The sequence below is a fragment of the Shewanella sp. ISS20 genome (genome assembly GCF_056522965.1).
The window spans coordinates 1,177,254-1,192,085 of sequence record NZ_JAWRZK010000001.1 but is presented as its reverse complement, the minus strand read 5'-3'; the positions used below and the strand labels follow the sequence as shown (position 1 = coordinate 1,192,085).

At 43.0% G+C, this 14,832-nt stretch carries 11 protein-coding genes; 7 read left to right on the top strand and 4 right to left on the bottom strand.

Annotated elements, in window-relative coordinates:
* The first annotated feature begins 40 nt into the window (after positions 1-40).
* The 4 genes from AC1HDP_RS05410 (at position 41) to AC1HDP_RS05395 (ending at position 4,836) form a co-directional block, all read left to right on the top strand.
* On the top strand, positions 41-850 hold the full coding sequence (locus AC1HDP_RS05410; RefSeq protein WP_479637956.1) for an alpha/beta hydrolase-fold protein: 810 nt from the start codon (positions 41-43) through the stop codon (positions 848-850).
* Between the two features lie 100 nt (positions 851-950).
* Complete coding sequence (locus AC1HDP_RS05405) at positions 951-2,216, top strand: APC family permease (RefSeq protein WP_479637955.1); 1,266 nt, start codon at positions 951-953, stop codon at positions 2,214-2,216.
* Positions 2,217-2,335: 119 nt separating this feature from the next.
* Positions 2,336-2,938: an NAD(P)H-dependent oxidoreductase gene (locus AC1HDP_RS05400; protein ID WP_479637954.1), complete on the top strand. Its 603-nt coding sequence runs from the start codon at positions 2,336-2,338 to the stop codon at positions 2,936-2,938.
* On the top strand, positions 2,935-4,836 hold the full coding sequence (locus AC1HDP_RS05395; RefSeq protein ID WP_479637953.1) for a monovalent cation:proton antiporter-2 (CPA2) family protein: 1,902 nt from the start codon (positions 2,935-2,937) through the stop codon (positions 4,834-4,836). The genes AC1HDP_RS05400 and AC1HDP_RS05395 overlap by 4 nt, the downstream gene beginning before the upstream one ends.
* A 6-nt stretch (positions 4,837-4,842) precedes the next feature.
* Here the strand turns inward: AC1HDP_RS05395 and AC1HDP_RS05390 are convergent, their stop codons facing one another.
* The 4 genes from AC1HDP_RS05390 to ppsR all read right to left on the bottom strand — a co-directional run bounded on the left by AC1HDP_RS05390 (position 4,843) and on the right by ppsR (position 8,427).
* A complete protein-coding gene (locus AC1HDP_RS05390; RefSeq protein WP_479637952.1) occupies positions 4,843-5,502 on the bottom strand; it encodes a response regulator in 660 nt (219 codons plus the stop codon).
* A gap of 215 nt (positions 5,503-5,717) precedes the next feature.
* The gene (locus AC1HDP_RS05385; protein WP_479637951.1) at positions 5,718-6,140 is read right to left on the bottom strand and encodes an acyl-CoA thioesterase; all 423 of its coding nucleotides are present in this window, start codon (positions 6,138-6,140) and stop codon (positions 5,718-5,720) included.
* Between the two features lie 175 nt (positions 6,141-6,315).
* A complete protein-coding gene (locus AC1HDP_RS05380) occupies positions 6,316-7,389 on the bottom strand; it encodes a 3-deoxy-7-phosphoheptulonate synthase (protein ID WP_479637950.1) in 1,074 nt (357 codons plus the stop codon).
* 225 nt (positions 7,390-7,614) lie between these two features.
* On the bottom strand, positions 7,615-8,427 hold the full coding sequence (gene ppsR, locus AC1HDP_RS05375) for a posphoenolpyruvate synthetase regulatory kinase/phosphorylase PpsR (RefSeq protein ID WP_140932835.1): 813 nt from the start codon (positions 8,425-8,427) through the stop codon (positions 7,615-7,617).
* Between the two features lie 125 nt (positions 8,428-8,552).
* Between ppsR and ppsA the strand changes: the two genes are divergently transcribed.
* The 3 genes from ppsA to AC1HDP_RS05360 all read left to right on the top strand — a co-directional run bounded on the left by ppsA (position 8,553) and on the right by AC1HDP_RS05360 (position 14,790).
* Positions 8,553-10,922, top strand: a complete 2,370-nt coding sequence (gene ppsA / locus AC1HDP_RS05370) for a phosphoenolpyruvate synthase (protein WP_479637949.1) — start codon at positions 8,553-8,555, stop codon at positions 10,920-10,922.
* Between the two features lie 179 nt (positions 10,923-11,101).
* Positions 11,102-14,164 (top strand): D-2-hydroxyglutarate dehydrogenase YdiJ, encoded by a 3,063-nt coding sequence (ydiJ, locus tag AC1HDP_RS05365; RefSeq protein ID WP_479637948.1) that lies wholly within the window; start codon positions 11,102-11,104, stop codon positions 14,162-14,164.
* Between the two features lie 206 nt (positions 14,165-14,370).
* Positions 14,371-14,790, top strand: coding sequence for a MarR family winged helix-turn-helix transcriptional regulator (locus AC1HDP_RS05360; protein WP_479637947.1), 420 nt, complete (start codon positions 14,371-14,373; stop codon positions 14,788-14,790).
* The last annotated feature ends 42 nt before the right edge of the window (positions 14,791-14,832 follow it).

Below are 14,832 nucleotides of genomic sequence, written 5' to 3'. Positions count from 1 at the left end.
AGAGATAAAAACTCAACCATACTTAGATTTTGGAGGGCGTATGATCCTGGAAAATCTGAGTAATTATTTTTGCTGTGGCGGTAAACTCAAGCGCTATCGATATCATGCCGACTGTCTTGAAACTGATGTTTTCTTCAGCCTTTTTTTACCTGCTAGCGCTGAAACGACACGTTTACCTGTACTTTATTGGCTGGCTGATTGCGGTCAAGATGATCAGGATATTATGCGCTGTGGTCAGTTATTATCGTTAGCTGCGCGTAATAAAATGGTGGTAGTCAGCCTTGCGGGTATTCCTGCCTCGAGTCTGCTTGGTCGAAGCATGAGTCCATTTTTATATCTCAATGCCACTAAGTGTCCTTGGCAACAGCATTATCAGTTGTTCGATTTCATTCATAAAGAAATGCCACAAGTGATTGAAAGTCATTTCCAAGTGCAAGATTATCGCGCCATTGGTGGTATTGGGGCGGGTGGCCATGCCGCGCTTGTGGTGGGCTTAAGTCAGCATAAACGGTATAAAGCCATTTCAGCGATTAATCCGATTATTTGTCCAGCCAACAATTTTTCAACTCGTAAAATCCTTAATGAATCATTAGGTGAGCAAAATGGTAGTTGGCGTCAATACGATGTCTGTGAATTACTAGCGCTTGCTGTGAATCAACGGCCGGTATTGATATCGCAAGCAGAATTGGATCCAGAACAAGATATGCAAGGCACGGCGTCTTTGATTGAACAAGCAAGAAAAATTGGTTATCCACTTGATTACCGTATGCATCTTAATTATGACGCTAGTCATTGGTTTACTATGTCAATAATTGAATCACATATGCAATTTCATCGACTCTACAGTTGATGGTGAATGTTTCATGTCAAGCTATCCCAATATTCATTATCTGCCTAGCTGATTTGGACTATCCTTAGCAGATCCTTGCGAATAACAATTAGTGAGTTAGATGCATTCTCATAAGCAACTTGGAGTCTTCAGTGTCGCGGCTTTAGGCATAGGGTCAATGATAGGGGCAGGGGTATTTGCTCTATTAGGACAAATTTCCATGGCAGTGGGTTCCCAAACCTACCTAGTTTTCATCATTAGCGGAATTGCAGCCGTTCTCTCTGGTTACTCTTATGCGCGCTTAAGTGCTCATTTTCCGAATAAAGGCGGCGTAACTTATTATTTTAGAATTGGTTTACCGTCACAACGTCTGGCCAATGCCTTAGCCATTTTATTCTTTGTAACCTTAGTGCTGACGATTGCTATGGTTGCTAAGGCGTTTGGTGCTTATGGCGCGAGATTTGCCCATGAGTCGCAAAGTGTAGTACTTGGCGATAGTATCGCAACGGCTGGTATTATTATTTTAACTTGGCTTAATGTTATCGGCCCTAAAGCTGTAGGCCGGGTGGAATTGTGGTTAGTAGCCATTAAACTCGCCATTTTAGCGGTGTTTGTGGTGGCTGGCAGTTGGCAATTGCAACCGGATAAATTGGTTGTTCATCAAGCAGTGCCTATGGTCAATCTATTAGCGAGTTTAGGCTTAGCATTTTTTGCTTATTCAGGTTATGGCATGATGGCTAATGCCGCTGCCGATGTTAAAAATCCAGAAAAAACAATGCCACGGGCGTTTATGTTAGCCATCTTATTAGTCATGGTTGTTTACGTCTTGTTGTCTTTGGTGGTGCTTGGTAATGTATCACCTGCGCAATTATTAAAATACTCTGATACTGCAGTTGCTCAAGCCGCGGAGCCCGTACTAGGTAATGCAGGTTTTATTATGGTGCTACTTGCGGCCTTAATTGCCACGGCATCCTCGGTCATAGCCAATATCTTTGCGTTATTTAATGTCAGTGATGATTTAGTGGAACAAAGATTGCTGCCTAAGATGTTTAAAAAAGGCGATGCTTCAATTAGCCTCGGGATGTATTTGGTGTTAGCAGTGACTTTGATATTGACCAATTTTGTTGATCTTGCTTCTCTGGCTTATGTTGCCAGCGCGACATTTCTGCTGTGTTATTTAGCTGTGTTTATTTGCGCTTGGCGCCTTAGACTGGTCTTGCATGCCAATAAAATCTTATTGCTATTAGGTTTCAGCCTGATGGTATTGATCATGGTGATGTTTATTTACAATCTTATTATCACTTTCCAATATACAGCGTTGATTATTTTAGGGATGAGTTTATTAGTGAGTGCTTGGTTAGGTGGGATACGCCATAGCCATGATTAATGAGCGCGACTCACAGTGCACTGATTAATTGAGTGTACTGATAAATTGAGTGTAGTCATAAATTAAGCGACTTGAATGTCATTCAATTTTCCATAAAAACTAGCAAGGATGAACCCTCTGTGTCATTAACATCCTCCGTATTGGTTATTTGCGCCCATCCAGCTATGCATAGATCGGAAATAAACCGTCCTATGTTTGATATTGCCGCCACTATTAATGGCGTCACAGCGATTGATCTTTATGCTTTATATCCTAATTTTCATATTGATATTGTGACTGAGCAGCGGCGCTTACTTGATCATCAAGTGATTATTTTTCAATTTCCCTTGTTTTGGTATTCAATGCCAGCGTTGTTAAAAGAATGGCAAGATTTGATTTTGCAATACGGTTTTGCCTACGGTAAGGGGGGAAATTCATTAGTGGGTAAACAGCTTATTTGCGCCATTTCGGCAGGAGCTCAAGCGAGTGCTTATAGCGTTACAGGCGATAACCACTATCCAATAGCTAATTACTTACTCCCTATTGAACAAACCGCACGCTTAACCCAAATGCAATATCATCAACCCTTAGTGTTATATGGCGCAGGGCTTGCGAAAGAAGATCAACGCTTAGCGAGTCATTTACATCATTGGCAGGAATTTTTAATCGCTTGCATAAATCATGCAGGGCAAGCATCAAACCTTAGTGAAGTGTTGGCTGGGTTGAAGGATAAATCACAGTGACGGATTATTTTATACAAGCATTTATTTATTTGTTCGCGGCAGTGATTACTGTGCCTTTAGCTAAGCGTTGGGGCCTAGGTTCGGTACTTGGCTATCTTATTGCAGGGGTATTTATCGGCCCAATTTTTGGATTGGTTGGGCAAGAAACTGAAACAATTCAACATTTTGCGGAATTTGGTGTGGTGATGATGTTGTTTTTGGTTGGGCTTGAACTGGAACCTAGAATGTTATGGCAAATGCGCCATAAGTTACTTGGTCTTGGCGGGCTACAGTTAGTACTAACAGCTATTGCGCTAACTTATGGAGGCTTATTCTTTGGCTTAGCATGGGAAACGGCGCTCGCTATTGGTTTAATCTTGGCCTTATCGTCAACCGCCATAGTATTGCAAACCTTTAGTGAAAAAGGCCTAAGCCAAACCCATGGGGCCCGCAGCGCATTTTCCGTATTACTATTTCAAGATATTGCTGTGATCCCCATGTTGGCGCTGTTGCCATTATTAGCAGTGGCCGAATTTGGACATCACAGTAATATTCAAGAGGCTGTTTCGTCGAGTTTATCCATAGTCTCGGGTCTATCTGGTTGGGCATATACCTGCGTTGTGGTTGGCGCAATTGCTGTAGTAGTGATAGGTGGTCATTACCTTAGTCGACCATTGTTTAAATTTGTGGCGAGTGCGGGGTTAAGAGAAGTGTTTACAGCGACCGCACTTATGCTAGTTGTCGGTATCGCCGCTTTGATGAGCCTAGTGAATTTATCCCCAGCACTGGGGACTTTTTTAGCTGGCGTAGTGCTTGCCAACTCTGAATTTAAACATGAATTAGAGTCAAATATTGAGCCATTTAAAGGCTTGTTATTAGGACTGTTCTTTATGACAGTTGGCGCTAATATTAACTTCTCCTTATTGTTTTCAGAATTTTTCTTAGTGCTACTGCTTGTTTTAGGCTTAATAGTAATTAAAGCCTTAGTGTTATTAGTGCTGGCGAGATTGTTTTCCGTGCGTCAATCTGATGGTTGGTTATTTGCCTTAAGCTTGGCGCAAGCGGGAGAATTTGGCTTCGTGTTATTAGCCTTTACCCAGCAGCAGCAAGTGATCGATAGCCATATTGGCGGGCTGCTATCTTTGGTGGTGGCTATTTCAATGTTTTTAACCCCAGGGCTATTTGTCTTATATGACAAGTATATTTTACCCAGGTATCGAGATAATACTAATCAACGTGATGCCGATGATATTGATATCAAAGGTAAAGTGATTATTGCTGGTATAGGTAGATTTGGACAAATAATCAATCGTTTGCTGGTGGCAAGTGGTGTTTCTACTGTGGTATTGGATCATCAGGCGCAGCAAGTGGATCTAATGCGACGAATTAATATGAAGAGCTTTTTTGGTGATGCCACCCGCCCAGACCTGTTACACACAGCTGGCATAGACGAGGCCGCATTATTAGTGGTGGCCATAGATAACAAGGAGCAAGCCGTTAGCTTAGTGGAATATGTCAAAATGACCTATCCACATATAAAAGTATTTGTGCGAGCCTATGACCGCGGTCATGGCTATCGGCTTAAACTGGCTGGCGCTGATTTTGTGGTTTCTGAAACTTATTATTCGGCCTTAGAAATGGCCAAGCAAAGCCTAATTAGTTTGGGTGAACATCCATTTCAAGCGAGAAATAAGCAGCTGACCTTTGCGAGTTTAGAAGCTAAGCATCAAAAGCTCTTGTTTGAATTGTGGCGTAAATCTTCAGCGGATGACAAATATAGTACTGATTTTAAGGACTTATTTTTACAGTTGGAAGTCGCTATGAGTGAAACCTTATCAGAAGTTGAGCAGCCCCATGGGCCGCATCGGTCGTGGGCTCCCCCCCCTAAGGATTATCAGGCGCCAAGCGATAATCATTAATGTGAACTAAATATCTACTTTATCACGCTCAAGTTGTTGCAAGGCAATAACGGCTTGGGTGCGATTACGTACATTGAGTTTTCTGAAAATGGCGGTGGCGTGAGCTTTAATCGTCGCTTCTGACACCCCTAAGTCATAAGCTATCTGTTTGTTTAATAACCCCTCGGCAAACATTTGCAACACCTTGTATTGCTGTGGCGTGAGTTCTGCGAGCTTATTGGCCATAGGGTCTTGATTATCATTGGTAATGGCATGTAACTCTACGCCCGCTGGCAGCCAAATATCGCCATCTAAAATCGCGGTTAAGGCTTCACATAAGGTTTCCATTGACGCGGATTTTGGAATAAATCCAGAGCTGCCATAATGCACTGCGCGACTAATGGTGAGGTTGTCTTCATGGGCGGAAATCACGACTACAGGTATGTGAGCAAAGTGATTGCGAAGATGAATTAACGTGGAATAGCCATGAGAGCCTGGCATTTGTAAATCGAGTAATACTAAGTCGTAATTGATGTGCGATACATCTAACAATTGCTGTAATGCATCGGCACTGTCTGCTTCAAACCACTGAGAATCTGCAAAAGCATTCGTTAACGCTTGGCGCAGCGCATTGCGAAACAGCGGGTGATCATCGGCAATAATGATAGTTAAGTTTTCAAGCTTCATGGCTTTATATTAGTTATGGTTGCACTCGAAGGTGATTTTAATGTAACAGAAAAGATCCTTGATAACATAACAAAAATTGAGCAAATTTAGATTTTAATTGATAACTAAAAGCGTGACTCTTAAGATCGAGTGGATAGATGGTCGCTATGAGTGCACTAATGTCCTCTTCTGCGCACTCATACGATAACTAAGACTAAACAGACATGTAAGTGTAATTATTCCGCCAGTACTTTTGTCGGTTTACGGTTTTCATCCATGGCAACAAAGGTAAATACCCCGCGAATCGCGTGCTCACGATGATCGCTATACATATCCTCAATAAAGATATTCACTTCAACCTTAAGCGAAGTATTACCAACATGAATAACCCTAGCAATAATTTCAGCTAAGCTGCCAGCAGGAATAGGTTTATTAAAATCGATTTTATCTGTGCTTACTGTGACTAAGTTTTTACGGCAGAAGCGAGTGGCGGCGATAAAGGCTGTTTCATCCATCCACGCTAAGGCTTCACCACCAAAGAGGGTATTATGATGGTTTGTAATGGAAGGAAACACGGCTTTAATGACCCGCGATTCAGAATGATTAATACGTTGTTCAATCGCGTTAGAGCAACCGGTGCGAACTTGCGTCAATGGCATACTGCGGCCTTATTGGTACTGATAAAAAAGAGTGCCAGTATAAAGCAAATAGTCAGTTCGAGTGATGAGTGGGGCGTGATAAACCTAAGATTCGACGAATATAAGATAATAAAAACCCCTGATTAACAGGGGTTTTTAGCAAGCATGAATTTAAGTTTATCAGTGGATTTTAACGTTAAACTTCCGCTTGCTTGAGTAAATTGATGCGATCACGAGAAGCTCTTGCAAGTTTACGCAGTAACACTTCAGAGTCGGCCCAATGTAAGCACGCATCAGTAATACTCTTACCATACTCTAACGGCTTATTAGGTTTAACTTTCTGAGTGCCTTCTTCAATAAAGCTTTCTGCCATGATACCAGCAATGACGGTATTGCCGTGACGCATTTGTTCCATGATGGAATCAGCAACATCAAGTTGTTTCAAATGCTGTTTTTGACTATTGCCATGGCTAAAATCAATCACTACTCGCTCGGTTAAGCCCACATCATGCAAACGCTCACGAATAGACTCGATATCGGCTGGCGAGTAATTAGGCTGCTTGCCGCCGCGTAAAATGATGTGTCCATACGGATTACCGTGAGTGCGATAAACTGACATTTGGCCATCTTTATCAGGCGAATAGAAAATATGCGGTACTTGCGCTGCTCTCACTGCATCAACAGCGATGTCGATATTTCCATCTGTGCCGTTTTTAAAGCCGACAGGGCAAGATAAGGCCGAAGCCATTTCTCTGTGGACTTGGCTTTCAGTGGTGCGTGCGCCGATAGCGCCCCAAGTCACTAAATCAGCGATATATTGGCCATTGACCATATCTAGAAATTCAGTGGCGATTGGCAAACGTAACTCAGTAATTTGCTGCAATAATTGACGCGCTAGTTTAAGACCTTTATTAGGGCTAAAGCTGCCATCGAGATCCGGATCAGAAATTAATCCTTTCCAGCCAACGATGGTGCGTGGCTTTTCAAAGTACACGCGCATTAATATGCAGATATCGTCTTTCAATTCATGGTGTAGCTTGGCTAAACGCGCGGCATAATCCAGCGCAGCTTTAGTATCATGAATCGAGCATGGGCCTACTATGACCAACAAACGCTGATCGGCTCCAGATAAAATGGCCTCAACTTCACGACGTTGCGCAAGCAGATAATCAGCTGCGCCTTGTGTTAAAGGAAATTCCGTCGCCAGTTCAGCTGGGGAAATAACTTTACAAAGTAGAGATGTGCGTAGTTCGTCAGTTTTAGTGGTCATTCAATTTACCAGACTTGAAAGCAAGTCAATTTAAAACATATTGCGCAGGATTATAACGAATATCACAGTCATGCACAGTCTCAGTTGTTTGAAATTTAGGCAGCCATTCAATTTATTTCGATTAATCGCTGCCAATGACAAGTATCCGTTCGAGCAATCGTGCGTAAATTTAGCTTTTACCCGCGACGACTGATTTATACCTATCATTCAATATCGAGTGAAATGCTAAAACATATGACGTTTCATTCCTGTCATATCTAAAATTTTGGCGGCAATTTCTTCAACAGATTGATTGGTGGTATCCAAAAAAGGAATGCGTTCCTTTTTATAAAGCATTTCCACTTCTTTGACTTCAATACGACATTGGCGCAGCGATGAATAACGGCTATTTTCAAGACGACTTTGACGTATTTCATGTAAACGGCTGGGTTCTATGGTTAAGCCGAATAACTTATGTTTATTACGTTTAAGATCTTCAGGTAAACGTAAGCTATCCATATCATCTTCTGTGAAAGGGTAGTTGGCGACTTTAATGCCAAATTGCATGGATAAGTACAAACTAGATGGCGTTTTGCCGCAGCGCGATACGCCAAGCAAGATAATTTCGGCGTTATCCATGTTTTTCATGGTTTGGCCATCATCGTTATCCATGGCGTAATTAATCGCATCAATACGGGTGTCATAGCTTTTATTGCTCTTACCATGGGTGCGATGCATAGCTGGTGTTGCTTGAACGCCTAATTGTTGCTCAAGTGGTGCCACAAAGGTGTTTAAAAAATCATAATCTAGGCCTTCGCTGGAGTAGATTATGTCGCGAATTTCCGATTTTACGATGGAATGAAACACTAAAGGGCGTTCACCTGTGGTAATAAAACTATCATTGATTGTTTTCTTCACCGACTCTGCTTTCTGAACTGTCTCAACAAACGGAATTGTAAGTGCATCAAATGTAATAGGAAACTGGGAAAGTACTGCGTGCCCAAAAATCTCGGCTGTGATCGCCGTCCCATCTGATATATAAAATACTTTACGCGACATTCTGACCTCGTTGTAGTAATAAAATTACAAACAAAATTATACATTTACGCTAATTGTCATGGAGTGTAAAATGTCCGTGCCCCGGTGTGAAGGGGCCAACGAAATAAACATGCGGAGATAGAACTGTGCAGCAATATGTACTCTGGTATCAGGAATTAGGCATGGGTGACGTCAATCTAGTGGGTGGCAAAAATGCCTCTCTTGGTGAGATGATCAGTAACTTAGCAAATGCAGGCGTACAAGTCCCCGGTGGTTTTGCCACGACTTCGTTTGCTTTTAACGAATTCCTGGAACAAAGCGGACTTAACCAGAAGATATATGATGTCCTAAACACACTGGATGTGGACGATGTCAAAGAATTGGCAAATGTCGGTGCACAGATCAGACAATGGATCATCGAAACCCCTTTCCAGTCGACACTAGAAGAGGCAGTAAAAACAGCCTACGCTCGACTCGCTTCTGAAACCCACAATGCTTCTTTTGCTGTAAGATCTTCTGCCACCGCAGAAGATATGCCTGATGCCTCGTTTGCAGGTCAACAGGAAACTTTCCTAAACGTTAAAGGTTATGATGCAGTAATTGTTGCGATAAAACATGTATTTGCTTCTTTGTTTAACGACAGAGCCATCTCTTATCGCGTTCATCAAGGCTATGAGCACCACGGTGTTGCCTTGTCAGCGGGCGTCCAATTAATGGTGCGTTCTGACAAAGCATCATCGGGCGTGATGTTCTCTATCGACACTGAATCTGGCAATGAAGATGTAGTATTTATTACCTCATCTTACGGCCTAGGTGAAATGGTCGTACAAGGCGCGGTTAACCCTGACGAATTCTATGTGCATAAGCCAAGTTTAAAAGCTGGCCATCAAGCTGTAGTGCGCCGCAATATCGGTAGTAAGCTTATCCAGATGGTGTATTCGGACGATGCTTCTCACGGTAAGCAAGTCAAGATTGAAGATGTGGATGCAAGTTTGCGTCGTCAATTCTCAATCACTGACGCGGAAGTGATGGAACTTGCTAAGCAAGCTGTGATTATTGCTGAGCATTATGGTCGTCCTATGGATATCGAATGGGCGAAAGACGGTAACGATGGCAAGCTGTACATAGTGCAAGCGCGTCCAGAAACTGTTCGCAGCCGTGAAGATGTGCAATTGATTGAACGTTACCACTTAAAGACCCGTGGCGCCGTCATTACTGAAGGCCGTGCTATTGGTCATAAAGTCGGTAGTGGTGTTGCTAAGGTATTGAAATCGATTGCTGATATGGATCAAATTCAGCCTGGTGATGTGTTAGTCACTGACATGACAGACCCTGATTGGGAGCCTATCATGAAGCGCGCTAGCGCTATTGTGACTAACCGTGGTGGTCGTACTTGTCATGCGGCGATTATCGCCCGTGAATTAGGTGTGCCAGCAGTCGTGGGTTGTGGTGATGTCACCTCTCGCATCAAGCACGGCCAATTAGTGACAGTCTCTTGCGCTGAAGGCGATACCGGCTTCATTTATGAAGGTAAGCAAGAGTTTGAAATTATCACTAATCGGGTGGATGATTTACCGAGCTTACCGATGAAAATCATGATGAACGTCGGTAATCCAGACCGTGCATTTGATTTTGCCCGTTTACCAAATGAAGGCGTAGGCTTGGCGCGTTTGGAATTTATCATCAATCGTATGATAGGTATCCACCCTAAAGCCTTGTTGGAATTTGATACGCAAACGCCGCAGTTGCAAGCAGAAATTACTGAGATGATTGCAGGTTATTCATCTCCAGTAGAATTTTATGTTGCTCGTCTGGTTGAAGGTATTGCATCTATCGCCGCAGCTTTCCATCCGAAAAAAGTGATTGTGCGTATGTCTGACTTTAAGTCTAACGAATACGCTAACTTAGTAGGTGGTGATCGATACGAGCCAGAAGAAGAAAACCCTATGTTGGGCTTCCGCGGTGCGAGTCGTTATATCTCTGATTCGTTTCGCGATTGTTTCGCATTAGAGTGTGAAGCAATTAAGCGCGTGCGCCATGATATGGGTCTGATTAACGTCGAAATCATGATCCCATTCGTGCGGACTGTGTCTGAAGCTGAGCAAGTGATAGCTTTGCTTAAAGAACAAGGTTTAGAGCGTGGTAAAAATGGCTTACGTGTCATTATGATGTGTGAATTACCATCGAACGCTTTATTGGCTGATCAATTCCTCGAGCATTTTGATGGTTTCTCCATCGGCTCTAACGATTTAACTCAGCTCACCTTAGGTTTAGATCGCGATTCTGGCATTATCAGTCATTTATTTGATGAACGTGATGAGGCCGTTAAGGTGTTGCTGTCTATGGCAATTAAAGCCGCGAAGGCCAAAGGCGCTTATATTGGTATTTGTGGTCAAGGTCCATCGGATCATGCCGACTTTGCTGCTTGGTTAGTTGAGCAAGGTATTGATACCGTGTCGCTTAACCCTGATACAGTGATAGATACTTGGTTGTATTTAGCAGGAAGTGCCAAATAATCAATATGCTCGCGAGTTAACTTCAGCTAATTATTGATTATTTTTATAAAAAGCCGCATTTTGCGGCTTTTTTGTTGGTAAATTATTGCGGCCATGTGTGATAACAGGTTAACTATTAAGCCTAAACGGCGCTGTGCTTGCGGGCGCTTTTACTGACATCACAGGTTAACACTGACGTTATGACCAAACCTTTGCCAAGAATTACTCACGAACACACCCAAGAAACCATCTTTAGTGTCTATTTAACGGCATTGGCAAGCGAGTGGGGCGGTGACATCGATAATAGCTATGCGGCTAGACTAGCGCAGGCGACGGATAACTCTGTCTATCAATTCTTACCGCAAGCGGTCATTTATCCGAGAAATCAGCAAGATATTCAACGTGCATTAATGCTTGCCAATCAACCTCAGTTCGCTAAGGTCTATTTTAGTGCGCGCGGTGGCGGCACTGGCACTAATGGACAGTCACTGACCCACGGCATAGTGATGGATTTATCGCGCTACCTTAATCAAGTGCTGGAAGTGAATGTCAACGAAGGCTGGGTTAGAGTGCAAGCTGGGGTAGTTAAAGATCAACTTAACGATGTACTGCGACTCTATGGTTTTTTCTTTAGTCCAGATCTGTCTACCTCCAATCGCGCCACTATTGGCGGCATGATCAATACTGACGCGTCGGGTGCCGGCTCTCTGGTTTATGGAAAAACCTCAGATCATGTGCTGGGTCTAACATCCGTGTTAAGCGATGGATTTGTGCTTAATACATCGCCTATAGCTGCAGCTGCGCTCCCTGATCACATAGAGCAATTAGACAGTCCTATCGCTCAGACATTAGCCCGTAATATAGCAAATCATTGTAAAGCGCAGCGCAATCTTATCCTGCAGCAGTTTCCGGAATTAAATCGTTTTTTGACGGGTTATGATTTAAAACATGTATGGAATGATGAGTTAACTGTGTTTGATCTATCAAGAGTCATTACCGGCTCTGAAGGTACCTTGGCCGTTGTCACGGAAGCTAAATTAAACATAACGGCACTGCCTAAATGCCGCTTACTGGTCAATATCAAATATGATTCGTTTGAGTCAGCATTAAGGCATGCACCAACCTTAGTTAATGCTCGTGCCACAGTGGTTGAAACCATAGACTCTAAAGTGCTGGATCTCGCGCGCCAAGATATCATTTGGCACTCAATTGCCCCCTTAATTACTGAGGTTGAAGGTAAAACCATCATGGGGCTTAACATGGTGGAGTTTGCCGGTGATAAAGAGCAAGTTGAGGCCAAACTCAAGCATCTTGAACAGTTGCTACAGCAAGACAATCATGGGGTGCTTGGATGGCAATCTTGTGATGATTTAGCCAACGTTGAATTAATTTATAGTATGCGCAAGAAAGCTGTGGGTTTATTGGGCGCTACCAAAGGGCGGCGTAAACCCATTGCCTTTGCCGAAGATACCGCTGTACCGCCGCAATCCTTAGCGGATTTTATTCTGGAGTTTAGGGCATTATTAGACAGTAAAAATTTAGAATACGGTATGTTTGGGCATGTGGATGCCGGTGTCTTGCATGTGCGCCCAGCGCTTGATATGTGCGATCCTATTGATGAAGCCCTTCTGAGAACCTTGTCGGATGAAGTGGCCGCATTGACCCGTAAATACGGCGGTTTAATGTGGGGGGAGCACGGTAAAGGCGTGCGGGGAGAATATGGCCCAGCAGTATTTGGTGACGAGTTATACGGCTTATTGCGTCAGATTAAAGGTTGGTTTGACCCCAATAATCAGCTTAACCCTGGTAAATTAGTGAGTCCACCAGACGCTGGAGTGCTTAAATATAATATCGACAGTATTAAGCGTGGCACCTTTGATAGACAAATCCCTATCGCAGTGCAACAGGCTTATCCTGATGTGATGAATTGTAATGGTAATGGCTTATGCTTTAACTACAGCAATTTATCTCCTATGTGCCCATCCTTTAAAGTGACTGGCGATAGAATACATTCGCCCAAAGGCCGCACTGGATTAATGCGTGAATGGTTACGCTTACTTGAGTTACAAGGTGTTGATGTTATTGAATTAGCTAGGGCCAAGCCTTTGCCTTTATGGACGCGCTGGCGTAATTCTTTAGCCAAACATAAAGAATACGATTATTCCCATGAAGTCATGGCATCCTTGCAAGGCTGCTTGGCTTGTAAGGCCTGCTCTAGTCAATGCCCTGTAAAAGTGGATGTACCTAAGTTTAGAGCTGAATTTTTTAATATCTACTATCAAAGATATCAGCGGCCGCTAAAGGATTACCTCGTAGCAGGGCTTGAAGATGGCATTGCTGAACTGGCGAAAACACCTAAGCTTGTTAACGCCGTAAGCAATAACACCGTTAGCCGCTGGTTGATAAAGCAGACATTGGGCTATGTTGATACCCCAGATTTATCGTCACCTAATCTTGTTAACCGCCTGCAAGGGCACGCCTGTTTAGGTTATGACTTAGAAGATTTACAAGCCATAGCTGAACGCGATCGCCATCAGTATGTGCTTATTGTGCAAGATCCTTTTAATAGCTTTTATGATGCTGAGCTGATGTATCGCTTGGTATTGTTAATTGAAAAACTTGGGTTTAAGCCGGTATTACTGCCATATACCCCCAACGGCAAGCCTGCGCATATCAAAGGTTTTTTATCAAAGTTTGCCAAGATTGCTCAAAACAGCGCAGATTTTCTTAACCAGTTATCGCAACTAGGCATGCCATTAATCGGGGTTGATCCGGCGCTTGTGCTTTGTTATCGCGATGAATATCGCCAAGTCCTAGGCGCTAAGCGTGGTGATTTTAATGTGTTGCTAGCCAATGAATGGCTAATGACGGTATTGGCTACCCGTAAAATCCCTACCAAGTTATTATCTAAAACAGATAAAGAAGCGTTAGCAAAAACAGCGAGTTTCGTATGGTTGAGCCATTGCACTGAGTCCACGGCGAAGCCTGAAACGGGTAAACAATGGCAGCAAATTTTTAGTCATTTTGGTGCCACGCTCACGGTTAAAAATTTAGGTTGCTGCGGTATGGCAGGCACTTATGGCCATGAACTGGTGAATATCAATCGCTCCAAAACCTTATTCAGCCTTTCTTGGCAGCCGAGCCTAGTTGAAATACCCGCGGAACAAATCTTGGTCTCTGGCTATTCATGCCGTAGCCAAGTGAAACGTTTTGCCCACTTTAGACCAAGGCATCCAATCGAGGCGTTATTAGATTTGTGTTAACGCTGTAATACTTAGCTTTTTACAAGCTTATGGAATCATTAGAGCAAAATAAATGGCGCTGCTAAGCCATAAACTAAATGAAAATCTCAGCTAGTTTATTGCGGGCAAGCTGATAGTATTAAATTAGGCACAGGACTTGTCTGGCTAATGTAGGTCTGGTTGGTAACGACAATTCTCGTTAGCCGCAACATGATAGGAGGTGACTTTTGAAGCATTATGAACACCTTGGATATTTGATTAGTCACCTTAATGTGGCTCTTCAACATGAATTGGATGAGCGCTTAAAACGCTATCAATTAGATATTAAGCTTTGGCCTGTGCTGTTCGCTTTATGGCAGGAAGAAGGTATTAGTCAAACTGAGCTGTCGAAACGCTGCGATGTCGCTAACTATACGATGACGCGTTTATTGGATCAGTTACAGCTGCTGGGCTACATCACTCGTCATCAAGAAGCCGACAATCGTCGCACCTTTCAAATATTTTTAACCGTTGAAGCTAAAGCGCTTGAGCAAGATTTGGTGTATGAGGCTGACAAAGTGAATCAAAAATATTTACTAAGTTTGTCCGCAGAAGAGCAAACTCAATTAATTGCCTTATTAAGTAAAATCAATCGCTCACTGAAATAGTGTGGCGCTAAATGAGTGAACAAATAAGGCTGATATTACGCC

Bases quoted from the DNA above. Each gene is read 5' to 3' on its own strand.
- AC1HDP_RS05380 (WP_479637950.1), bottom strand. From the start codon at position 7,389: ATGACCACTAAAACTGACGAACTACGCACATCTCTACTTTGTAAAGTT.
- AC1HDP_RS05405 (WP_479637955.1), top strand. From the start codon at position 951: ATGCATTCTCATAAGCAACTTGGAGTCTTCAGTGTCGCGGCTTTAGGC.
- AC1HDP_RS05385 (WP_479637951.1), bottom strand. From the start codon at position 6,140: ATGCCATTGACGCAAGTTCGCACCGGTTGCTCTAACGCGATTGAACAA.
- ydiJ (WP_479637948.1), top strand. From the start codon at position 11,102: ATGACCAAACCTTTGCCAAGAATTACTCACGAACACACCCAAGAAACC.
- ppsR (WP_140932835.1), bottom strand. From the start codon at position 8,427: ATGTCGCGTAAAGTATTTTATATATCAGATGGGACGGCGATCACAGCC.
- AC1HDP_RS05410 (WP_479637956.1), top strand. From the start codon at position 41: ATGATCCTGGAAAATCTGAGTAATTATTTTTGCTGTGGCGGTAAACTC.
- AC1HDP_RS05390 (WP_479637952.1), bottom strand. From the start codon at position 5,502: ATGAAGCTTGAAAACTTAACTATCATTATTGCCGATGATCACCCGCTG.